The 22,420-nt window shown below is 60.8% G+C and carries 20 protein-coding genes and 1 tRNA gene; 7 read left to right on the plus strand and 14 right to left on the minus strand.

Features of this window, described 5'->3' with window-relative positions:
• Positions 1-20: 20 nt before the first annotated feature.
• The 10 genes from IWX87_RS03325 to IWX87_RS03370 all read right to left on the minus strand — a co-directional run bounded on the left by IWX87_RS03325 (position 21) and on the right by IWX87_RS03370 (position 12,165).
• Complete coding sequence (locus IWX87_RS03325) at positions 21-1,175, minus strand: sensor histidine kinase KdpD (RefSeq protein WP_196862093.1); 1,155 nt, start codon at positions 1,173-1,175, stop codon at positions 21-23.
• A gap of 246 nt (positions 1,176-1,421) precedes the next feature.
• Positions 1,422-3,407 carry a glucans biosynthesis glucosyltransferase MdoH gene (gene mdoH, locus IWX87_RS03330; RefSeq protein WP_196862094.1) on the minus strand — a complete coding sequence of 662 codons (1,986 nt, stop codon included), beginning with the start codon at positions 3,405-3,407 and terminating at the stop codon, positions 1,422-1,424.
• Positions 3,383-4,984, minus strand: coding sequence for a glucan biosynthesis protein G (locus IWX87_RS03335; protein ID WP_196862095.1), 1,602 nt, complete (start codon positions 4,982-4,984; stop codon positions 3,383-3,385). The genes mdoH and IWX87_RS03335 overlap by 25 nt, the downstream gene beginning before the upstream one ends.
• 202 nt (positions 4,985-5,186) lie before the next feature.
• Complete coding sequence (locus tag IWX87_RS03340; protein WP_196862096.1) at positions 5,187-6,584, minus strand: sigma 54-interacting transcriptional regulator; 1,398 nt, start codon at positions 6,582-6,584, stop codon at positions 5,187-5,189.
• A complete protein-coding gene (locus tag IWX87_RS03345) occupies positions 6,581-7,258 on the minus strand; it encodes a YlbF family regulator (RefSeq protein WP_196862097.1) in 678 nt (225 codons plus the stop codon). The genes IWX87_RS03340 and IWX87_RS03345 overlap by 4 nt, the downstream gene beginning before the upstream one ends.
• Entirely contained in the window at positions 7,242-8,663 is a 1,422-nt protein-coding gene (locus IWX87_RS03350) for a sensor histidine kinase KdpD (protein WP_196862098.1), read from the minus strand. The genes IWX87_RS03345 and IWX87_RS03350 overlap by 17 nt, the downstream gene beginning before the upstream one ends.
• Positions 8,664-8,693: 30 nt before the next feature.
• Positions 8,694-10,064, minus strand: coding sequence for a tRNA (N6-isopentenyl adenosine(37)-C2)-methylthiotransferase MiaB (gene miaB / locus IWX87_RS03355; protein WP_196862099.1), 1,371 nt, complete (start codon positions 10,062-10,064; stop codon positions 8,694-8,696).
• Between the two features lie 110 nt (positions 10,065-10,174).
• Positions 10,175-10,600 (minus strand): hypothetical protein, encoded by a 426-nt coding sequence (locus IWX87_RS03360; protein ID WP_196862100.1) that lies wholly within the window; start codon positions 10,598-10,600, stop codon positions 10,175-10,177.
• 148 nt (positions 10,601-10,748) lie between these two features.
• Positions 10,749-11,384 (minus strand): UbiX family flavin prenyltransferase, encoded by a 636-nt coding sequence (locus IWX87_RS03365; RefSeq protein WP_280757776.1) that lies wholly within the window; start codon positions 11,382-11,384, stop codon positions 10,749-10,751.
• A gap of 163 nt (positions 11,385-11,547) precedes the next feature.
• Positions 11,548-12,165 (minus strand): hemolysin III family protein, encoded by a 618-nt coding sequence (locus tag IWX87_RS03370; protein WP_196862101.1) that lies wholly within the window; start codon positions 12,163-12,165, stop codon positions 11,548-11,550.
• Between the two features lie 549 nt (positions 12,166-12,714).
• Here IWX87_RS03370 and IWX87_RS03375 point away from each other — a divergent pair.
• From IWX87_RS03375 to IWX87_RS03400, 6 genes are all read left to right on the plus strand, one after another.
• Complete coding sequence (locus tag IWX87_RS03375) at positions 12,715-13,344, plus strand: twin-arginine translocation signal domain-containing protein (RefSeq protein ID WP_196862102.1); 630 nt, start codon at positions 12,715-12,717, stop codon at positions 13,342-13,344.
• 38 nt (positions 13,345-13,382) lie between these two features.
• Positions 13,383-14,951, plus strand: a complete 1,569-nt coding sequence (locus tag IWX87_RS03380; protein ID WP_196862103.1) for a GMC family oxidoreductase — start codon at positions 13,383-13,385, stop codon at positions 14,949-14,951.
• 30 nt (positions 14,952-14,981) lie between these two features.
• Positions 14,982-15,359, plus strand: a complete 378-nt coding sequence (locus tag IWX87_RS03385; RefSeq protein WP_196862104.1) for a ribbon-helix-helix domain-containing protein — start codon at positions 14,982-14,984, stop codon at positions 15,357-15,359.
• 92 nt (positions 15,360-15,451) lie between these two features.
• Complete coding sequence (gene gloA / locus IWX87_RS03390) at positions 15,452-15,988, plus strand: lactoylglutathione lyase (protein WP_196862105.1); 537 nt, start codon at positions 15,452-15,454, stop codon at positions 15,986-15,988.
• Between the two features lie 5 nt (positions 15,989-15,993).
• Positions 15,994-16,332, plus strand: coding sequence for a c-type cytochrome (locus IWX87_RS03395; RefSeq protein ID WP_231374548.1), 339 nt, complete (start codon positions 15,994-15,996; stop codon positions 16,330-16,332).
• A gap of 295 nt (positions 16,333-16,627) precedes the next feature.
• Complete coding sequence (locus IWX87_RS03400) at positions 16,628-17,419, plus strand: hydroxyacylglutathione hydrolase (RefSeq protein ID WP_196862106.1); 792 nt, start codon at positions 16,628-16,630, stop codon at positions 17,417-17,419.
• A 256-nt stretch (positions 17,420-17,675) separates the two neighbouring features.
• On the opposite strand, the gene IWX87_RS03405 is transcribed toward IWX87_RS03400, so the two are convergent.
• Both IWX87_RS03405 and IWX87_RS03410 read right to left on the minus strand, forming a co-directional pair.
• Positions 17,676-17,752: transfer RNA gene (locus tag IWX87_RS03405), tRNA-Met, on the minus strand.
• Between the two features lie 38 nt (positions 17,753-17,790).
• Positions 17,791-18,579 (minus strand): enoyl-CoA hydratase, encoded by a 789-nt coding sequence (locus IWX87_RS03410; RefSeq protein WP_196862107.1) that lies wholly within the window; start codon positions 18,577-18,579, stop codon positions 17,791-17,793.
• Positions 18,580-18,684: 105 nt separating this feature from the next.
• Here IWX87_RS03410 and IWX87_RS03415 point away from each other — a divergent pair, with 105 nt between their 5' ends.
• Positions 18,685-19,503 carry an enoyl-CoA hydratase-related protein gene (locus tag IWX87_RS03415; RefSeq protein ID WP_196862108.1) on the plus strand — a complete coding sequence of 273 codons (819 nt, stop codon included), beginning with the start codon at positions 18,685-18,687 and terminating at the stop codon, positions 19,501-19,503.
• 147 nt (positions 19,504-19,650) lie between these two features.
• On the opposite strand, the gene IWX87_RS03420 is transcribed toward IWX87_RS03415, so the two are convergent.
• Positions 19,651-21,495, minus strand: coding sequence for a peptidase M61 (locus IWX87_RS03420; protein WP_280757865.1), 1,845 nt, complete (start codon positions 21,493-21,495; stop codon positions 19,651-19,653).
• A gap of 94 nt (positions 21,496-21,589) precedes the next feature.
• Positions 21,590-22,282, minus strand: coding sequence for a MarC family protein (locus tag IWX87_RS03425; RefSeq protein ID WP_196862110.1), 693 nt, complete (start codon positions 22,280-22,282; stop codon positions 21,590-21,592).
• Between the last annotated feature and the right edge of the window lie 138 nt (positions 22,283-22,420).

The following is a 22,420-nucleotide window of genomic DNA, read 5'->3' on the forward strand; positions in this document are numbered from 1 at the left end:
GGGCAGCGGGGTCTGCTTTCTTACGCCTTGGCCTGCGGCGCAACCGGCGCGTGTGGGAGTTTGACGGTAAATACCGTGCCGGAATGCTCGTTCGACGCCACTGAGAGGGCGCCGCCGTGGGCCATGGTGATTTCCCGGGCGATGAAAAGCCCCAGTCCCAGGCTGCTCGAAGGGGCGCCTTCCAGTAGCCCTGATTCGACCGAGAGCTGAACCAGGGGATCGAAAATGGCTTGCAGCGACGGGGCGGGAATCACCGGGCCGTGATTGCACACCTGTACCGTGATCGAATCGGCCTGGCCCACGGCTGTGATCGTGACCGCGCGCGTGTCGTCGCGGTACTGCGCTGCATTGTTGAGCAGGTTTGAAAAGAGCTGCTGCAGGCGCGCGCTGTCGAAAGCACCCGACAAATCACCCGACGCTTCCAGCTCAAAAGGGCAGTCCGGGTAGCCGGCCTGGGCGTCATCCAGTGCCGCCTGGCAGATGCTGGCCATGTTCTCGGGGCGCAGGGTAAGCGGGATTTCGCCCCCCAGTTGCGTGCGCGCGTATTCCAGCAAATCCTTGACCATGGCGGTCATGTTGGCGGCGCTGCGGGCCACGCGGGCGCCCATCTCGCGGGTGCCTTCCGTGCCAATGGCGGGCCGCATCAGGTAGCTTCCTGCCAGTTTCATCGTGAACAGCGGGCTTCGCAGGTCGTGGCCCAAAATGGCCAGGAAGGTGTCGCGCGTGCGGTCGGCGTTTTCAGAATAGGTCACCACGGATTCGGCCAGCGCCTGGTCCATGGCTTCGTTGAAACGCATCATGTCTGTCGCGCTTTCCCGCGTTCCCAGTTGCATGTGCGGCATCCACAAACGGAGTACGGTGGCGCGCAAGGCCCGGTATTCAGCGGTGAGCTGGGTCAGCGTGAAGCCGCTGGCTTGGCGCAGCGTGCCGTGAATGGCTGCCGCACTCTTTTTGTTGATGTCTTCGTCGGCCTGGCCTTTTGACTTTTCGGCCTGCTGCGCCGCCGTCTGGGGCGTGTCGAGGTCAATGACGATTTCCTGCAGGATTTCGCGGGCATGGTCACGCAGAATGTGCTGCGGTGGGGTGAGCGACGCTGGAAACAGCGTTCGGGCAAAAGCATCCCACTCGACAAGGATCTTCTCAAGATGGGCGGTGATAAACGTTGAGAGTTTCATGGGTTATTTCGTTAACCCATCAGAGAAGGGCGGTTGATTTCCTTGCCAATGGCTTTTTGGCAAGAGTACTCAAAATTACATTCTATCGATTTTCTGGTTTCCGATGGTTTTCAGAGTTGCCATAAACCAGCCCAAAGCGAAAAAGCCTGTTTTTAAAAGAAAACAGGCTTTTGCGCATATTCAGCTTGCAGGTCTAGCTATAAAAAAAATAGCATTCTGTAAACCCTTTTGTTGCGTGTCCGGAGTTCAGGCGGCTTTCAGTCTTGGCTTGGCAAGCTGGCTGGCATGCAGCCAGGCGCGACGCAGTACGGCCGGCGAGCGGGTTTCCTCGGGTATCAAGAGGTAATTCTGCGCCCGCATCGCGGTGCCGACGCCGACCTTGCTGGTCAGCACCGTCATCGGAATCGACAGCAGCAGCGGCAGACCGACCGGCAGCAGCCAGATCAGCGCGCTGGCGTCGATCATCGCAATGCCGGCGGCCAGCACCAGGACCACGCTGCTCATGGGCGCAAGCTGCGCCAGCGCATGGCGCCATGGCACAGCGGCGGCTTCGCGCGGAGGCGATTTCCATTCGAGCTTGAGGCCGGTCAGCGCGATGACGACGAACAGCGAGTGCGCCAGCATGCGGATGGGGGCCTGCAACAGCGCGATCAGCGTTTCCAGCAATGCGCTGCGCAGCAGGCTGGCGGTTCCGCCATAGGCTTGCTGCTGGCCCTTGAACAATACGGCAGCAATGCCCAGGATGCGCGGCAGGAACAGCATGGACAGCGTCCAGGCCCACAGCGACAGCAGTTCGCCGGGCAGCACGTCCCAGTTGCTGACCATCGGCGACCCTGACAGCCACAGCGCCGTGCCCATGGTCATGAAGCACAGCCACAGCGGCGCCGACAGGTAGGCCATGGCGCCGGTGGCGAACATCGAGCGGTGCACCGGGTGCATGCCGGGCTCGGCAATCAGGCGCGAGTTTTGCAGGTTGCCCTGGCACCAGCGGCGGTCGCGTTGCAGCTCGGCCAGCAAATCAGGCGGCTGTTGTTCGTAGCTGCCGATCAGGTCAGCCACCAGCCAGACGTGAAAACCGGCGCGGCGCATCAGCGCGGCTTCAACGAAGTCGTGCGACATGATGCTGCCGGCCATGCCGCCCGTGCCCTTGATGCGGTCCAGTGCGCAGTGCTGCATGAAGGGTTCGATGCGGATGATGGCGTTGTGCCCCCAGTAGTGGGACTCGCCCATCTGCCAGAACTGCATGCCCAGCGTGAACAGACGACCGGTCACACGCGAGCCGAACTGCTGCGCGCGTGCATGCAGGGTGACATGGCCAATGGCCTGGGTGGCGGTCTGGATGATGCCGGCCTTGGGGTTGGCTTCCATCAGCTTGACCATGGACACCAGGCAGTCGCCGCTCATCACGCTGTCGGCGTCTAGCACCACCATGTAGCGGTAGTCCTTGCCCCAGCGGCGGCAAAAGTCAGCCACGTTGCCGGCCTTGCGGTCGGTGCGGCGCTTGCGAAGGCGGTAATAGACCTCGATCTGCGGCTGGTGTGGCTGGCTGGCAAGCTGGCCGCGCAGGTCTTCCCAGGCGGCGCGTTCGGCCTTGATGATCGCCGGGTCGTTGCTGTCGGACAGCACGAACACGTCGAAATTCTGCACATGAGCCGTCACCGCGACCGATTCGCAGGTGGCGCGCAGCCCGGCGAACACCGTGCTCACGTCCTCGTTGCAGATCGGCATGATGATGGCGGTGCGCGTGGCCTTGTCCAGCGTGTGGTGCTGCACCTTTTTGGCCGACAGGGTGTGGGCGTCGCCGAACAAGGTGACGTAAAAGCCCATCATCGCCGTCATGAAGCCGGTGACCACCCAGGCCGACAGCAGCGCAAACAAACCCAGCTGGCCGTATTGCAAAAAGGCGTTGTCATAGACCGGCTGCATGTCGGCAAACAGTGCCGTCGCCATCGCCGTGCTGACGAGCGTCAGTAGCATGAACACCGTGCGGCGGCGCTTGGCGGCATGCTGCCACGGCTCCATCGCCTCGGCAGATGCGGGTTGGTCAAGCGTCTTGCGGCCGGTCAGCCTGAGCAGTGGCAACAGCGCCGCCGTGCCCATGCTGTTCCAGAAACCGCGCCACGGACGCGGCGCCATCGAACCCCGGTGCACTGGCGGCGCGGTGACCGCATTCGGATGACGCTCTTCACGCAGCAGGCTGCGCCGATTCAGTTGGTGATCAGGTTGGTCCATGTTTCGCTCAGGGTTTGTTGGTTGTATTGGAGAAAGGCGCGCAGCTCAATCGGCTGGACGGGTTCGGCGGCGTTGGCGGGCTTGAGGCGCTCGACCCGCACGGTCATGCGCCAGGCGCCGGTGGCCGGGTTGCGGTAGGCCAGGCTTTCGACCACGCGGGCGTTGCTGCCGGCGGTGGTGATGGCCTCGACCTTGGCATCCTGGGGCAGGGCGTCCAGCGCGGGACCGGCAAAATCAACGACAAACTGGATCTGCTGGCCCAGCGCGTCAGCGCCAAGCTTGCTGTAGCCGATGCCGCGACGCGACTGCGTCACCCAGCCGTTGGGCGGCAGCTGCTGGTTCTTGCCCTGCCAGGCGATCTGGTAGGCCAGGTCCAGCGGCTCACCGGCAGCCGGCATTTTTTCAGGCACCCAGTAGGCGGCCACGTTGTCGTGGGTTTCGTCGGGCGTGGCAAATTGCAGCAACTCGACCCGGCCGGCGCCAAAGTCGTTCAACGGCGTCACCCAGGCGCTGGGGCGCTGTTCATAGCGCGCTTCGGTGTCTTCATAGCTGCGAAAAGCCCGGTCACGCTGCATCAGGCCAAAGCCCTTGAGTTTTTGCATGCTGAACGAGGTGACCAGCGGCGACGCCGGGTTTTGCAGCGGGCGCCAAAGCCATTCGCCCCCGCCCTTGCCGTCATCGGTGGCGATCATCAGGCCGTCCGAGTCATGCACTTCGGGTCGAAAGTCGCCAGGGCGCGGCTGGTTCTCGCCAAAGAAAAACATGCTGGTCAGCGGCGCGATGCCCAGCGTGGTGACTGGCTTGTCAGTGGGCCGCATGAAGATGCGGGCGCGCACTTCGGTCACGGTCTGCTCGCCGGGCTTGACATCGAAACGGTAGGCGCCGGTCATGCGCTCCGAATCCATCAGGGCATAAATCGTCAGCGGCGCGCCTTCGGCGGTGGGCTTTTCCAGCCAATAGTCGGTAAAGCGCGGAAATTCTTCCTGGCCCGGCCCGGCCGTGTCCACCGCCAGGCCGCGCGCCGACAGGCCGTACAGCTGCCCGGAGCCCAGCGCCCGAAAGTAACTGGCGCCCGAGAAAACAATCAACTCGTCTTTGTAGGTGGGCGAGTTGAGGTTGCTGAAAAAGCGCACGCCGCCATAGCCGATGTCACCCCAGCTTTTCGGAGCCAGGCTGGTGTTTTTGCCAAAATTGAAGCGGGCCGGGTCGTAGGGAATGCGTTTGGTGCCCGCAGCGGTGACTTCATGGACACGAACCGAGTCGCCATGCCGGCCGACATGAAAAAAGTTGGCTTCGTAAGCCAGCTTGTCGGTGCGCCACAGCGTGCTTTCCGGCTTGAAGCGGATGTCGCGGTAGTCGTCGTATTCCATCTTGGCCAGCTCGGCTGGAACGGCAAGCGAGGCAGGTTTGAAGGGTGTTTTTGCGCGCTGGCTGGCGAGTTTGGCGACATCTTCCAGACTCCATGCCATCGCCGGGCTGCTGCCCAGCGCCAGCACGGCGGCGCAGGCCACGGCTGAAAAAGACACCTTCCAGCTTGGCGCGCTGGCAGGTTTAAAACGACAAAAAAAGGCTTGCATGAAGCTGATAGGGCAAACCCTGTGCCAGCTTCGAAAAATCGTCTTAAATCAATGACTTGGAGAGAAAATATGATTTTTCGGCATGAAAATCCGGAAAAAACACCCTAAAACACCGATTTTTGTCGCCACCCAGCGACAAGTTTCAGGTTTGAATTTAAAAGTTGTTTTAAATCAAGGACTTGGCGTGTCGTCAAAAAGCGACTTACTCCGGCGACGGCTGCGAACTGTCGGACTTGAAGTGGCCTGGCGTGAGGCCGTGCTTTTGCATCAACCGGTAAAACTCGGTGCGGTTGCGGTCGGCCAGCCGGGCGGCGTCGGCTACATTGCCGTCGGTCAGCTTCAAGAGGCCGACCAGGTAGTCGCGCTCGAAGCGCTGCTTGGCCTCGGCAAAAGTCAGCACCTGGATGCTGGGTGAGCGCAGGGCGCGCTGCACCAGCGCCAGCGGCACCAGCGGTGTGCTTGACAGCGCACACACCTGTTCAACCACGTTGTAGAGCTGGCGCACGTTGCCCGGCCAGGCTGCGGTGGTCAGTGCCTTGAGTGCCTCGGGCGCAAAGCCGCTCAGGCGCTTGTGGTACTTGGCCGCCAGCGTCACCAGGAAATGGTTGGCCAGCAGCGCAATGTCCTCGCGGCGTTCCGCCAGCGGCGGCAAACTCAGCGTCACGACATTGAGCCGGTAGTACAGGTCGGCGCGAAAGTCGCCGGCTTCCATGGCGGCATCCAGGTCGCGGTGCGTGGCCGAAATGATGCGCACATCGACCGGAATCGACTGGCTGGCGCCTACCGGGCGAACTTCGCGCTCCTGCAGCACGCGCAGCAGCTTGACCTGCAGCGCGGGCGGCATGTCGCCGATCTCGTCCAGCAGCAGCGTGCCGCCGTCGGCCGCCTGGAACAATCCCTTGTGGTTGCTGACCGCATCGGTAAAAGCGCCCTTGACGTGGCCGAACAGTTCGGATTCGAGCAAGGCCTCCGGAATGGCACCGCAGTTGACCGCGATGAAAGGCTTGGCAGCGCGCTGGCTGGCCTGGTGGATGGCCTGGGCCAGCAGTTCCTTGCCGGTGCCGCTTTCGCCGCGAAGCAGCACGCTGGCATCGGTGGCGGCAACCATGTGGGCTTCGGCGAGCACCTCGGCCATTCGGCTGGAGCGGCTGATGAGCCTGCTTTGCCAGGCCTCGGCGCTGCCCTGCCGCGCCGGATGGGCCGGCGCGCTCAGGTGCAGCGCCTCGGCAATCTTGTCGAGCAGCGCCTTGCCGTCGAAGGGCTTGGTCAGGTAGGTGAAAACGCCGCGCTCGGTGGCTTCAACCGCGTCGGGAATGGTGCCGTGCGCGGTCAGCAAAATCACCGGCAGCGACGGGTGCAGGGTGCGGATGTCGTCGAACAGCGCCAGCCCGTCCTTGCCGGGAAGGCGCACGTCGCTGAGCACCAGCTGCGGCCGCTTGAGCTGGAGTTCGGTCAGCGCGGCCTCGGCCGAGGTGACGGCCGTGACGCGGTAACCGGCGGCTGTGAGCCGCATGGTGAGCAGCCGCAGCATGTCGGCGTCGTCGTCAACCACCAGCAGGTTGGCTGCCGTGGGCGAGAGTGGGGCAGTTGCAGGCGTCATGGTGCGGGCGGGGGCGTGCGGCCACGGCTGGCGGGTGCCGACGCACCCGGCGCGGGCACGCGGCTGGTCAGGCTGCGTTCAATCGCCTTGAGTGCTTCCAGCCTTTCATTGGTCTGGTCGAGCCGGCGCTGGACTTCGCGGGTTTGCTGGTTCTGTTTTTCCAGCAGGTCTTCGATGCGCCGCTGCTCGCCATAGCGGGCAGCGAGCAAACGGGCCAGCGGATGCAGCACCTGGGCTTGGGCATCGGGGTTGGCCAGCAGCCGGGTGAGCAGTTCCTGCGCCCGTATCAGCTCCGGCGTCTGGCGCAACTGGCTGAGCACAAGGGCCAGTTGCAACTGGCTGGGCGGAAGGTAGGGGTTGCCCAGCCGCGCGATTTCCTGATTGAGTTCTGCAGAAGTCATCGAACGGGCCCGGTCTGCATAGGCCAGCATCCGGACCACGGCGTCGCGTTCCGGGGCTGGCGTGGTGTCCGCCGCAATCGGGGGCGGCGCCGCTGCGTTGCCGTTGGCTGCAGCGCTGCTGGCGGGCGTCGCCGGAGCCGGTGTTGCAAGCTGAGCGCCTTGGGGCGGCCCGACCAGCGAGCAGGCTGCCAGCAAGGCCGTTGCCAGACCAACGCCTGGCAGGCACAAGCCGATCCGGCCGAGGCGCGCAAAAAACTCAGCTCTTGTAAACATGGGGAAACTCGATTCTGAAATGGGAGCCCGCTTCCTGCGGCAGCAACTCGATGCGTCCGCCGTGTGCGGCAATGTATTCCTGCACGATCGACAGTCCGATGCCGCTGCCGCGAACGCCGCCCTCCGGCTGGCGCTCGCCCCGGTAAAAGGGCTCGAAAATCCGTTGCTGGTCCGATGGCGCGACACCGGCACCCTGGTCCTGGATGTCGATATGCACCAGGCCAGGCTGCTGGCTCAGTGAAAGATCAATAGTACCTTTGAGCGGCGAGTAGCGGATGGCATTGGACAGCAGGTTGGCGAGCGCGGTACTTATTTTTTCCGGGTCCACTTCCATTTTGAGCGGCTCGCCGCTGATGTGCACCGTCAGTTCCCGGGCGCGCCACTGCAGGCGCTGCGCATCGACCTGGTCCTCGATCAGCTGGAGCAGGTCCACCGTTTGCCGGCGCAGCTGGCGCGCCTCGAACGCCGCCGTGTTGAAGCGCAGCAGGTCCTCGATCTGGCTTTGCAGCACGCCGGTATTGTGTTTCAGGATTTGCGCGATTTCGCGCTGGTCCTGGCTCAGCGGGCCGGCCACGCCGTCCTCCAGCAGCGACACACCTTCACGCAGCGACGCCAGCGGGGTCTTGAGTTCATGCGAGATGTGGCGCAAAAAGCGCGACTTGTCGGCATCCAGCTCGACCAGCCGAAGACGCAACCAGTTCAGCCGCTCGCCAAGCAGCGCCAGGTCGGCCGGGCCGTTGATGGCAATGACCTTGTCAAGCCGGTTTTCGCCCAGTCCAACGATGGCGTTTTCCAGCCGCTTGAGTGGCCGGGTGAACCACACGCCGAAGGCCAGCGCCATGAAGACTGCCAGCACAATCGCCCCGGTGATCTGCTGCGCCAGGTGCTGGCGGCTGGTTTCGAGCTTTTCCTGCAGCGAGCGGTTGCTTTGCTGGATGGCTTGCTGCACCTGAAGGGCAATGGCGGTGTTGATGCTTTCAAGTTCGCGAAATTCCTGCGCCAGCTGGTGTTCACGGTCCAGCGCCGTGTCCAGTGGCCCGATCAGCAGGTCGAACATGGTGTCCAGGTGCGCACGCCAGGGGCGTTCCCGGGCGGCTGGTATCTCTTCCTGCGCCAGCCGCGCGATGATGGCGGTGGCATCGCGGGCTTCGTCGCGAAAGCGCTGCCTGAGGATGCGGTCATCCAGCACCACCGACTGCCGCGAGGCACGCTCCATCGACACGCTGCGCTCGCGCAGCGACTGCGCGGCACCGCTCAGGTCCAGCGCACGCGCCGCATTGTCGCGGCTTTGCACCGTCAGGTCTTCGAGTGCGAACAGCGCGCGCAGCGACGCCGCGCCGAGCAGCGCGGCAACCAGCAGGAAGGCAATCACCAGCAGAGGCCGGAAGGAAAACCGCTGCAGCATGGGTTTGGACGTCAGGGGCAGACGACGCGCTCAGGCCAAAAGGGCTGCATCGTCCGCAACAGCCGGCGCTGCATGGTCTTGCGTCAGCACTTCGCCGCGCAAGGAACGCTGGCTGGTTTCGATGATTTTGACATCGACCATCTGGCCGATCAGGCGCGGCTGGCCTTTCAAAATGACGACCCGGTTGCATTCGGTACGGCCCATCAGTTCGGTCGTGTCCTTGCGCGCCGTGCCTTCGACCAGAATGCGCTGCACCGTGCCGAGCCGGCTGGCGCTGATGGCGCGCACGCTGTCGTCGAGCACGGCCTGCAAATGCTGCAGCCGACGCAGCTTGACCTCGTGCGGCGTGTCGTCGGCCAGGTTCGCCGCCGGTGTGCCGGGACGCGGGCTGAAGATGAAGCTGAACGAGGTGTCATAGCCGACGTCGTGGACCAGCTTCATCAGTTTGTCGAAATCTTCCTCGGTCTCCCCCGGAAAGCCGACGATGAAGTCGCTGCTCATCGCCAGGTCGGGACGGATGGCGCGCAGCTTCTTGATGGTGCTCTTGTATTCCATCGCCGTGTAGCCGCGTTTCATGGCCATCAGGATACGGTCAGAGCCGTGCTGCACCGGCAAATGCAGGTGGTTCACCAGCTTGGGCAGCGTCGCGTAGGCGTCGATCAGGCGCTGGGTGAATTCGTTCGGGTGGCTGGTGATGTAGCGGATGCGTTCGATACCGGGAATCTCGGACACGTAGTCGAGCAGCGTGGCAAAGTCGGCAATTTCCGCCGTGCCGCCCATCGTTCCCCGATAGGCGTTGACGTTCTGGCCCAGCAGCGTGACTTCCTTCACGCCCTGGTCGGCCAGGCCGGCGACCTCGACCAGCACATCCTCGAACGGCCGCGAAACTTCCTCGCCGCGCGTGTAGGGCACGACGCAATAGCTGCAGTATTTGGAGCAGCCTTCCATGATGCTGACAAAGGCGCTGGCGCCCTCGACCCGGGCCGGCGGCAGGTGGTCGAACTTTTCGATTTCCGGAAAGCTGATGTCCACTTGCGGCTTGCCGAGACGGGCGCGGCTGGCCAGGAGTTGTGGCAGGCGGTGCAGCGTTTGCGGGCCGAACACCACGTCGACATAGGGCGCGCGCTGGATGATGGCCGCGCCTTCCTGGCTGGCGACGCAGCCGCCAACGCCAATCAGCACGCCCTTGGCTTTCAGGTGCTTGACACGGCCCAGGTCGCTGAAGACTTTTTCCTGCGCTTTTTCGCGCACCGAGCAGGTGTTGAACAAAATCAGGTCGGCTTCGTCCATGTCTTGCGTTTTTTCATAGCCTTCGGCGGCGTGCAGCACGTCGCTCATCTTGTCCGAGTCGTACTCGTTCATTTGGCAGCCGAAGGTTTTGATAAAGACTTTTTTGCTCATGATAAATTGCTACTGAATTAATAGCTGCTTGCGCCCGTGGATAATGCGCAAACAGCAAATTTGATTGATAAATATGGAGTTGGACGGCTGGCAGTTCTGCGGCCCGCGCGTCAGGGCGTTGTAGCGATGGCCGGAACAGCGGCGTCGGTGCTGCTGCCCAAGCTGAACCAGGACGCCTTGGTGTTGGGGCGTTTGAGCCTGGCTTCTTCACGGTTCAAAATCCAGACCTCATGGACATTGCCGGCACTTTCGCGCAGGTAATTGACCACCACCTTTTGCTTCACCAGAGCGGCCGACATGACCAACAGGTTGTCGGTGCCGTGAATGCGCGCGCCGGGCGACAGCCGGTCGGCCTTGCCATCCACGGTGATGACGGGTGGCGCCAGCACCACCATTTCACCGCGCAGGGCGGCAGCCGGAAATTGCCTCACGGCGACGGGTGTGGCACCCGTGGGGTCGTTGGCGCAGGCCGCCAAGAGGGCCGATGTGGCCAGAAAAGCCACGGTGACGAAAGCATGCGGTGTGCAGCGGTTCATGGTATGTGTCCAGAGGCTGTGGTTGGGGAAACCGGCCATTATCTCAGGCGCAAGGCCCGCCATGCCTTGCGCAAGGCCGTCGCTTCAGGTCCGGGTTAACCGTTCAGCAAGAAAAGTGGCGCAAACCAAAAACGTTGACGCCAGGGCGTCAGGCGGCCTCGGCCAGTTCGACGTCGCTCTCGTATTGCGACAGGGTGTGTGGCACATCCAGCAGGTCAAGCGCGCGGGCCACGCTGTCGTTGACCAAGTCGCACAGCGTTTCCGGACGCAGGTTGAACGCAGGGACCGGCGGGCAGACGATGGCGCCCATTTCCGTCACGTTGAGCATGTTGCGCAGGTGCGTCAGGTGCAGTGACGACTCCATGGTCAGCAGCACCAGGCGGCGGCGTTCCCTGAGCATCATGTCGGCCGCGCGCGTCAGCAGGTTGTCGCCCAGTCCGTGCGCCACTGCGGCCAGCGTGCGCATTGAGCACGGCGCGATCACCATGCCGCTGCAGGCCAGCGAACCGTTGCCGATGCCGGCGCCAAGGTCCTGGACGTCATGCACCCGGCCTGCCATGCCTTCGATGAAGTCGCGGTCCATGTTCAATTCGTCCTGCAGATGGTGCCAGCCGGCGCTGGAGACCACCAGGTGCGACTCGACGCCTGGCAAGTCCCGCAGGACCTGCAGCAGGCGTGCGCCGTAGACGGCCCCGCTGGCGCCTGAAATGCCGACGATGATGCGGCGCAGCGAAGGGGCAGGGGTGTAGGTGTAGGTGTGGGTATGGGTGAAAGCAGTGGTCATGGAACTGACACGGCCGCAGCGCGTGTGGGGTTGTGTTGGTGGAGCCTGGCAGTTGGTTGCATCATGGCATTAAAGAATGTTGCGCCGGCTGTTGCTCGTCGCAGGAGCGCCACGGGCCGAGCAGGGAAAAAAAACGGGCATGGCAGTCATTCGGTCCGGGTCGTCAGGCCACATAAAGCAGCACGGTGAAAAAATGGCAGATGCTGCCGCCCAGCACGAACAGGTGCCACAGCCCGTGGCCGTGGCGCACTCTGTGGTCCAAGGCATAAAACACTATGCCGAACGTGTAAAACGCACCACCCGTCGCCAGCCAGGCAAAGCCGGCAGGGCTCAAGGCGCGCCACAGCGGCATCACCGCCACCATGGCAAGCCAGCCCATGAGTATATAAATGATCAGCGACAGGATTCGTGCCCCTTTGGCCAGCCAGATTTCCTGCACGATGCCCACCAGCGCCAATCCCCAGATCACACCAAAAATCCACCAGCCCCATCTACCCCGCAGCGACACCAGCGCAAACGGCGTGTAGGTGCCGGCAATCAAGAGGTAAATCGAGCAGTGGTCGAACTTGCGCAAGACGTTCTTGGCCGGGCCGCGCACGCTGTGGTACAGCGTAGAAAACACATAAAGCGCAACCAGCATCACACCGTAAATGCTGAAGCTGACGATTTTCCAGGGGTCGCCCTCGCGGGCCGCCAGCACGACCAGCACCACCGAGCCAGCCAGCGCCAGCGCCGCGCCGACCAGGTGCGTGATGCTGTTGAAACGTTCGCCACGGTACATAAAAGGGGTTGGTTCATCTTGGCCGCTTTGCCTGCGCTTCGCCGTCGGGCATGGGGCTAGTAGAGCAAAAGGACATGCCAGGTAAGGGGATAGGGCCTAGTCTTTGGGCTGGTGACAGGCTTTCTCGCCTACCCAAGAATACTCCTATGACGCAAGCCTTTTGTGGATTGCCGCCTGACCTGGGCAAAACCAGCCAGTAAACATTTTGCCGTTTTGGACCGGATTCTCAAGCGCAGCATGGCACTGTTTTTTTAACGCCGGCATACAACTCGTATGGTGGGTCGCGTTTGAAAACTGTTGTTCAGAAAAATCCCTGCCCATGGAGCGATTACCCACTAGCTGCCGCTTTTTCATTAACAGGCTGCACATAAACAATTTTTCGACCACTGCAATGTAAATTTTTTAAAGAATGAATTTTTGTTACATAAATCCCGCTCGAGGGTTTGCCCTGTAGGTAGTCAGCTATCACCTGCTGGTGGGTTTTCGGTGAAATACTGTTGCTGTGATTCGTACAAAAAACCAGATTTCAACTACCCACAGGAGACAAACATGCGTGTCATTTCCATAGCAGCCCAGAACCCCGAGCCTGCGAGTTGCAATGAAGAAAGCGGCGTGGTTCGCAAAGTCAATCTGCCTTTGGCACGGCGTGAGTTCTTGAAGGGCTCTGGCCTTTTGTTCGGTTCACTGGTCACAGGAACCTTGCTGGCAAGTCTTGCGCCGTCCAATGCATGGGCGCTGGAACTCAAGAAATTATCCACGGCGCAAGGGCAAACACTGATGGCCATGGGCCGCGTTTTGTACCCGCATCAAAAGCTGCCAGACGCGGTGTACGCACTGCTTGCCAAAGACCTTGACGCCAAAGCGGCCAGCGACGCCAGTGTGGCCACGCTGTTGGATCAGGGGATTGCTCTGTTGAACAAGTCGGCAGGCGGTGACTTCGTCAAGGCAAGCACTGCAAAAAAGGAAGAGATCGTGCGAGGCATGGAAGGCTCGGCGTTTTTTGGCGCAGTGCGTGGCCAGTGCGTCACCTCGATATATGACAACGACATGGCCTACGCCGTGTTTGGCTACCCCGGTTCGTCCTGGGAAAAAGGCGGTTACATCACACGAGGGTTTCAAGACCTGAAGTGGCTTCCGGCGCCTTCCAAGGAAGCCAGCCCTGCGCCGTACATGGGCTGAATGCCCTACGTAAAAGAATCTACAACTAGGAGACTGACATGGCGAAATTTGATTTTTCAGACGACTCGGTTGTGCTGATCATTGGCTCAGGCGCAGGCGGCGGCACATTGGCTAACGAACTGTGCCAAAAAGGCATCAAGGTCGTGGTGCTGGAAGCGGGAGCAATGCAGTCCAACGCTACATTCATCAACGACGAATGGAAGTCCTTCAGTCAGCTGGCCTGGCTGGACAAGCGCACCACATCGGGCACCTGGCGGGTTGCCAAAGACTTTGCTGGCTTGCCTGCCTGGATTTGCAAGACGGTCGGCGGCACCACTACCCACTGGGCCGGTGCCTCCTTGCGATTGCAAGACCATGAGTTCCGTACCAAGTCGGTTTACGGCGAGGTCAAGGGGGCCAATTTGCTGGACTGGCCAATCACCCTGAAGGACCTGGAGCCGTACTACGCCAAGGCTGAATACAAAATGGGCGTGACCCGTACCAATGGCATTCCGGGCCTGCCAGGCAACAACAATTTCAAGGTCATGCACGCAGGCGCCACCAAGCTCGGTTACAAGGAAGTGCACACCGGCAACATGGCCATCAACAGCCAGCCCCGTGATGGCCGGGGTCGGTGCCTGCAACTGGGCTTTTGCTTTCAGGGTTGCAAGAGCGGTGCCAAGTGGTCCACGCTTTACACGGAAATTCCCAAAGCCGAGGCCACCGGAAATTTCGAGATCCGCCCGCAAGCGCATGTTTCGCGCATTGAACACAACACGTCCGGCAAGGTGACGGGCGTAGTGTATTTTGACAAGGACGGCAAAGAGCAGCGCCAAAAAGCGCGCATTGTCTGCGTGGCTGGAAATTCGATTGAAACCCCAAGGCTACTGCTGCTGTCGGCCTCCAATATGTTCAAGGATGGCCTGGCCAACTCGTCGGGTCAGGTGGGCCGCAATTACATGCGTCACATGACCGGATCGGTTTATGCCGCATTCAAAAATCCGGTGCACATGTACAAAGGCACTACCATGGCGGGCATTGTGCGCGACGAAGCGGGGCACAACCCCAGCCGGGGCTTTGTGGGCGGTTACGAGCTGGAAACGCTGTCGCTGGGCATTCCCTTCATGGCTGCATTCTTGAATCCGGGTGGCTGGGGTGCTGACTTTGCCTGGTGGATGGACCATTACACCAACCTGGCGGGCATGTGGCTGGTGGGCGAAGACATGCCGCGCGAAACCAACCGCGTCACACTGAACACGGACGTCAAAGACCAGTGGGGCAACTACGCGCCCAACGTGCATTTTGACGACCATGAAAACGACATCGCCATGCGCAATCACGCCTTTACGCAGGCCGAACGTATTTACCAGGCGGCAGGGTCGATCAAGTCTTTCCGCACACCGCCCTACCCGTCCACCCACAACATGGGCACCAGCCGCATGAGCGCCCGCCCGCAAGACGGCGTGGTCAACAAGTGGGGACAAACACACGATATTCCCAATTTGTTCATCAGTGACGGCAGCCAGTTCACCACTGGAGGCGCGGAAAACCCAACGCTCACCATCGTGACATTGGCCATCCGCCAGGCCGACTACATAGCGCAGCAGATGACTGAGCGTGCCATTTAACGTAAATGTTTCAATACCCGGAGTTCCACCATGTGTGAATACTTTGTCAAAGCAGACCCCATTCAATACGAGCAGCGTTCACGCACGGTTCGCATCAGAAGTGTTCTTACCAGCATAAGGCTGGAAAACATGGTTTGGGACATCCTGGCCGAAATGGCCGAAGACGAGGGATGTACGACCAATGCACTCATCGCCAAGTTCCACGACGAAATCCTTGCCCACCGGGGCGAAGTACCCAACTTTGCCTCGTTTTTACGGGTGACCAGCATGCGTTACCTGCGGCGGTGCATGCTGGCTTTAGAGCGACAGCAAGCCCAGTCCGTTGCGGCCCATACGGTAATGAGCAACACAGGCCGGTCGCCACCACTTGAAATAATCCCAAAGCCGTTGGCGGCGGTGGGCAGGTAATCACACCCTCCATCGCAGCTTGGTCGGCATCAGGCTACAGGCTTGGCGTTCGTCCGGCGCGCTGCTTATCTATTTTGAAAGAGTTGTTCCCCATGCGTTTTACTTCTGAAACTTATCCGGGTGTGAGTCTTGCCCCAGCGGATTCCACCCGCGGTTTTGTGTTCAATCACTCCATGCTGCGCGTGAAAGACCCGCAGGTCGCGCTGGACTTTTACACCCGTGTCATGGGTATGCGGGTGCTGCGCAAGCTGGATTTCACGGAAATGAAGTTTTCATTGTATTTTTTGCACTGCAGCGTGGAGGGCGAGGAAGCACCTGAAGACGCCGGCGAGCGCACCGCCTGGACTTTCAGCCAGCGTGGCATTCTTGAATTGACCCACAACTGGGGCACTGAAAACGAGCCCGATTTCAAATACCATGATGGCAACGCGCAGCCTCAGGGGTTTGGGCATATCTGTTTTTCAGTGCCCGATCTGAACGCAGCCATCGCCTGGTTTGACGAAAATAAAGTCACTTTTGTCAAACGTGCCGACCAGGGAAAAATGAAGGATGTCGCCTTTATCAAAGACCCCGATGGTTACTGGATCGAGATCGTAGAGCCCGCACGGCTTAAAGGCTTGGGGAATTGATCGCCATGCACCAATTTCACAACCAGAAGGCTTTTTCATCCGTTCCAAAGGTATTGACGCTTGCCGCAGCGTTGTTTGTCGCTGGCAACAGTTTCGCCAACCAAGCCTTGGCACAGAAGAATGATTGCCTGGGCTGTCACGCGGTCGCCGTTAAATTGGTCGGACCCGCTTTTAAGGATGTTGCCATCAAGTACGCAGGACAAAGTGATGCAGCAGAGCGACTGGCGGAAAGTATTCGCAACGGAAGTGTTGGCAAATGGGGCGACTTGTCCATGCCGGCCCATCCCAAAATTTCTGTAGCCGACACCAAAAAGCTCGTAGATTGGATATTGACAATAAAATAAATCAGACGAGAAGAAATATCTGCGCACTATAGGTTCGGCTCACTGGGCACTCTTGTTCAATGGCTAATGATATTCCCTTTTGTATCAAGCAACTGTCCAGAATACTGTGTTGTTGTCCATAGGTAGGGCTCGCTGCCCATGAGCGGTGAAGTGCCTTTTCAAAGTCAGATCAGCCAGTAATTGAGCAGGCATCGTTATGACGCCTGCGATGTGTTCAACTGGCACATTGACAGCAACACGCCCCAATATGCAGCAATCATCAAGGTGATGTTGGTAACGACTAAGAAAGACGCTCATGATTGTCGAACGCATCTGGACTGGCAATGCCTACCGCAATTTCAACTACCTGATTGCCTGTCCGGAAACGGGTGAAGCCCTTGCGATTGACCCGCTGGACCATGAAAAATGCCTTTCGATGGCCAAGGTTCGCGGCTGGCAGATCACACAGCTGCTGAACACCCACGAGCACAGCGACCACACCGGTGGCAACGCCGCCGTGGTGGCGGCCACTGGCGCCAAGGTGATTGCGCACTACAAGGCAGGCAACCGGATCAGCGGCATGGACCGTGGCGTGAAGGCGGGGGATGTGATCAAGGTGGGCAAGACGGTCGAGCTGGAGTGTCTGGACACGCCAGGGCACACCATGTGCCATATCTGCCTGTTTGCCCATACAGACCAACCTGCTTTGTTTTCGGGTGACACACTGTTCAATGCAGGGGCAGGCAACACCCACAACGGCGGCGACACCGATGCCCTTTTCGATACGTTTGTCCATCAATTGGCCCGGCTGCCTGACGACACTCGCCTGTATCCCGGGCATGACTACATTGAATCCAATCTGAAATTCACGCTCTCACGTGAACCCGACAACGCCGCAGCAGAGACGCTTTTGACCCGCGTCGCGGGCCACGACCCCGCAGCATCCGTGGTGACAACGCTTCAGGAAGAGAAGCAGCACAACACTTTTTTCCGACTGGACAACGCCAGAATCATCGGTAAATTGCGTGAGAGCTTTCCTGAATTGCCAAAGGAACCCGACGCCAAAATGGTCTTTGGTGCATTGCGGGCGCTGCGAAATCAGTGGTAACTTTCTCTGACCCTGGCCTGGGAAGCCTATTTTTCGCCCGTTAAATTTGCAGGCGATTGCAGCGTATGCAGGCTGTGCAGGCACTTTTTCTTGGCAACGCGGCGGCTTATACCAACCGATGAGTGTCAAACGAGAAGCCAGCCGCCCAGCACAATGCTGTGTAACGGCAGAAAATTCTGGACCGTGCGCTACAACTTTGTTTAATACCCAAGAAAAAAGCCGCTGATCCAAAGAATCAGCGGCTTTTTCAAGAATGTGGTGGTGATAGGTGGACTTGAACCACCGACATCAGCATTATGAATGCTGCGCTCTAACCAACTGAGCTATATCACCCGAAAAGCGAAATTATAGCCAATTTTTAAGGTAATTCTTCAGCGATGCGTGAAGACGGGCTTGCGTTTGTTGACGAAGGCATCCATGCCTTCTTTCTGGTCTTCGGTCGCAAACAGCGCATGAAACAGGCGCCGTTCGAACATCACGCCGTCGCTCAGGCCGCTTTCAAACGCGCGATTGACCGCTTCCTTGGCAGCAAAAACGCTGGGCTGGCCGAAGCCGCAAATCATCAAGGCTGCACCCAGCGCCTCGTCCATCAGTTTTTCGAGTGGCACCACGCGGCTGACCAAGCCGGCGCGCTCGGCTTCCACGGCGTCCATCATGCGGCCGGTCAGCGCCAGGTCCATGGCCTTGGCCTTGCCGATGGCGCGCGGCAGGCGCTGCGTGCCGCCGGCGCCCGGAATGATGCCCAGCTTGATTTCGGGCTGGCCGAATTTGGCGTTGTCGGCGGCGATGATGAAGTCGCACATCATCGCCAGTTCGCAGCCGCCGCCCAGCGCAAAGCCGCTGACGGCCGCAATCACCGGCTTGCGCACGCTGCGCACCTGTTCCCAGTTGCGCGTGATGTAGTCGTTGTTGTACACGTCGGCAAAGCTGTACTGCGCCATGGCGCCGATGTCGGCGCCGGCGGCAAAGGCCTTTTCGCTACCGGTCAAAATGATGCAGCCGATGCTGTCGTCGGCGTCGAAGGCCTTCAGCGCGCTGCCCAGCTCGTCCATGAGCTGGTTGTTGAGTGCATTGAGCTGCTTGGGTCGGTTCAGCGTGATGATGCCTGCCTGGCGGGCGTCCGGGCCTTGTGTAGACGTCACAATCGTTTCATAGGTCATGGTTCGGTCCTTGTAAAGCCTTTCATCATGCCATCCCCGCAGGGCCGTGAGAACCAGGCCGTCCCAAGCCTGGCGGCAATGCTAAATTCAAGACAGGAGAAAACCATGAACCATCCAGAATCCGAACCCCGTACCGAGTCCACGGTGCTGTATGCCGTCCAGGGCGCCGTGGCCGTCGTGACGCTCAACCGTCCGCAGGCGCTGAACAGTTTCAGCCGCCAGATGCACCACGACCTGTGGGCCGCGCTGGACCGGGCCGAAGCCGATCCGCTGATCCGTGCGCTGGTCATCACCGGCGCGGGCCGGGGTTTTTGCGCTGGCGCCGACCTGTCGGAGTTTGATTTCACGCCCGGCCCTAATCTGGTCGAGCGCGCCGACCCGGGGCCGCTGATCGAGCAGGCATTCAACCCGACGGCGCGCCGCCTGCTGGCGCTGCGCATGCCGACGGTGGCCGCCGTCAATGGCGTGGCGGCAGGCGCCGGCGCGTCGCTGGCCCTGACCTGCGACATGGCCGTGGCCGCGCCGACCGCCAGCTTCATCCAGGCCTTCAGCAAGATCGGGCTGGTGCCCGACGCAGGCGGCAGCTGGCTGTTGGTGCAAAAGCTGGGGCTGGCGCGCGCCATGGGGCTGGCCTTGACCGGCGACAAGATGACGGGCATGCAGGCCAAGGAATGGGGGATGGTCTGGGACGTGGCCGACGACCCGCTGGCCGCTGCCATTACGCTGGCTCAGCGGCTGGCTTTGATGCCGACAAAAGCGCTGGTGGCGACCCGGCATTTGCTGCGCGAAGGCATCACCCGGACGCTGGACCGGCAGCTTGACGAGGAGCGCGACCAGCAGTCGGCCCTGTCGCGGACGCATGACTACATGGAGGGCGTGACGGCTTTTCTGGAAAAGCGGCCCGCGGCTTTCAGGGGCGAATAGCCAGGCGCAAGTCGCAGGGTGCGTTTGCTTTGAATGGCAAACAAATTTTAAGCATCAAATAGACCATTTGCGCAGGTCTGATATACACGAGCAGCTACTGATTCAGTAGCAAAATTCACAGAACCATCTGTACGTCGAGATGGCAAATCAGGCTGATTTGCCGCTTGGAGCCAGCCATTCATTGACCCGCGCCTCGTTCCTGACAGCCAGCCGCCAGGTCGTGGTCGCCGGCGGCAAGGTCAGTTCAAGCCGAAGCAGGCGCTTGTCGCGCGCCACCAGCGCAATGACTTTTGTGGCATGGCCGGCATACAGCAGCAGGTCATCGAGCTTGCTCAGGCGCCAGCCCGCGTTTGGTTGCGGGACCGTTTTGGCTGAAACCGGCTTGCTGATCAACTCCAGCCCCAGCCATTCGTCGCCAGCCGAAAAACCGGCTTGTTCGGCCGCGCCACCGCGCAGCACGGTCTTGACCTGGATGCTGTGGTTCTCAGCGACGCGCAGGCCCAGCCGCTGGGCCAGTTGCGCCGGTTCATCCAGTACCGCCACGCCATGCTGCTCCAGCAAGATTTTCAGCGGCAACTCGTCCCGGCCATGCACCCAGGCGGCCAGTTCGGGCGCAAAGGAACGCAGGCCCAGCGATTCCAGCACGGCGGCCACATCCAGCTCGCGCATCGGGCCGGCCTTGCAGCGCTTCCACAGCGCGCGCATCACGTCGTCGAGTGTTTTTTCATGCGTCGTGCGGCCTTCGCTGCGCAGCGTCAGGTCCAGGCAAAGGGCGACCAGCGCGCCCTTGGTGTAGTAGCTGATCGTTGCATTCGGCGTGTTCTCGTCGGCACGGTAGTACTTGACCCAGGCGTCAAAACTCGCCTCGGCCACGGACTGCACCTGCCGCCCGGGCGCTTGCGCCACCTGGTTGGCGGTGGTGGTCAGCCGCTTCAGGTAGCCGGCATTGTCCAGCAGCCCGGCGCGGCGCAGCAGCAGGTCGTCGTAATAGCTTGTGAAGCCTTCAAAGAACCACAGCAGTTCGGTGTAGTTTTCCTGGCCATACCGGTAGTGTTCAAACTCGGCCGGGCGCAGCCGCTTGACGTTCCAGGTGTGGAAATACTCGTGGCTGATGAGGCCGCACAGCGTGGCGTAGCCGTCGGAGGTCTTGGCATCGCCCTGGCGCGGCAGGTCTTTGCGGTTGCAGATCAGGGCTGTCGAGTTGCGGTGCTCCAGTCCGCCATAGCCGTCATCCACCACGTTCAGCATGAACAGGTAGTTTTGATGCAGCGGTTTGCGGTTGCCGTGCCAGAAGCGGATTTCTGCCTCGCAGATTTTTTGTGTGTCGGCCAGCAGCCGCGCGCCGTCGAAGCTGTCTGCCGCGCCTGCCACGACAAAACGGTGCGGCACCCCGCGCGCGGTAAAACTGCCGCTCCAGAATGCGCCCATTTCAACCGGGCTGTCGACCAGTTCGTTGTAGTCGGCTGCCTGGTAGCGACCGAAGCCCCGGCTGTCGATGGTTTGCGGCATCAATCCGGTAGCCAGCGACCAGCCGTCGATGGCCTTGGCGGCAGGAATTTCCATCACATGCGGCTTGGCCTCCTGGCCTTCGACTTTCAGGCAGACGCTGGTGCCGTTGAAGAAGCCGCGGCTAGCATCCAGCCAGGCGGTGCGCACCGAGTTGTCGTGCGCATACACCTGGTAGCGCAGCACCAGCGCACGGTCCGGGGCACAGGCGATCTGCCAGTTGCATTTGTCCAGTTGTTCAACGGCCAGGGGATGCAGATTGCGGCTTCCCTGGTGCGCCTGCAGATTCTGCAGGTTTTTGGAAAACTCGCGCACCAGGTAACTTCCCGGAATCCACACTGGCAGCGACACGCGCTGCAGCGCGGCGGGCCTGGCAATCGTCAGCGTGACCTGAAAAAGGTGGGCATGCAGGTCGCCAATCTCGACGCAATAGTGAAGCGCGGTCAACGCCGGGGCTGGCTTGCTGGAATTCTTGGACGTCGGGATTTTCGGGATGGGGGAGGGGGCTGGGGAGGGGGTGGGCGTCAAGGCGGGCATAGGCCTGCAAGGATAATCCAACTGGCGCCGCGCCCGTTGGGCGTCAGGTGAAGGCCTGTGGCTGGATCACGTTGCGCAACAGCTCTTCGAGGCCATCCCAGACAATCTGCACGCCCAGGCACAGCAGGATGAAGGCCGACAGGCGCAGAAAAATCACCGACCCCGCATCGCCCAGCGGCTTGAGCAGGCGCTGCGCATAGTGAAGCGCCAGGTACAGCACGATGCCAATGACAAACAGTGCCAGCACGCCGCCGCCCATGCGCGCCAGCGACAGCGCCAGCTTCTGGTCGTGCAACGACACGCCCACGGTGATGGCTGCGGCAATCGAGCCCGGGCCGCAGCTGATGGGAAAGGTCAGCGGGTAAAAAGCCTGGCGGCGAGCATGTTCGACCGTGAACGATTCGGCCAGTTCGGTACGCCTGTCGTCCCCGGCATGGCTGGCGTTGAGCAAGCGCCAGGCATTGGCGGCAACGATCAAGCCGCCGCCCACGCGCACAATCGGCAGCGAAATGCCAAACAGATCGAGCACATACGAGCCCACCAGCATTGAGCCGGCCATCAACGCAAACATGTTGCGCGCTATGCGCCTGGCCAGCAGCGCGCGGGTGCTGATCGAGGCGCCTTCGGTCAGTCCCAGGAAGATGGGCGCCGTTGCCGCCGGATTCAGGATGGGCAGCAATGCTGCCAGCACAAACAGAAAGCTTTTGCCGAACAGAATCAGTAATTCAATGACCACATGCAGCTTTCGTCGCCAGACCCTGCCAGGGCCGTGCTGATCGCGACAATTTGGCAGGCTGATTGAATATAAAAATGATAGCTATGCACGCCCGCAGAACGGGCGCGACCGTCATTATTTATTTATAAAGACCCGAAT

The sequence above is a fragment of the Polaromonas sp. CG_9.7 genome, from assembly GCF_015752205.1.
Classification (GTDB): Bacteria; Pseudomonadota; Gammaproteobacteria; order Burkholderiales; family Burkholderiaceae_C; genus Polaromonas.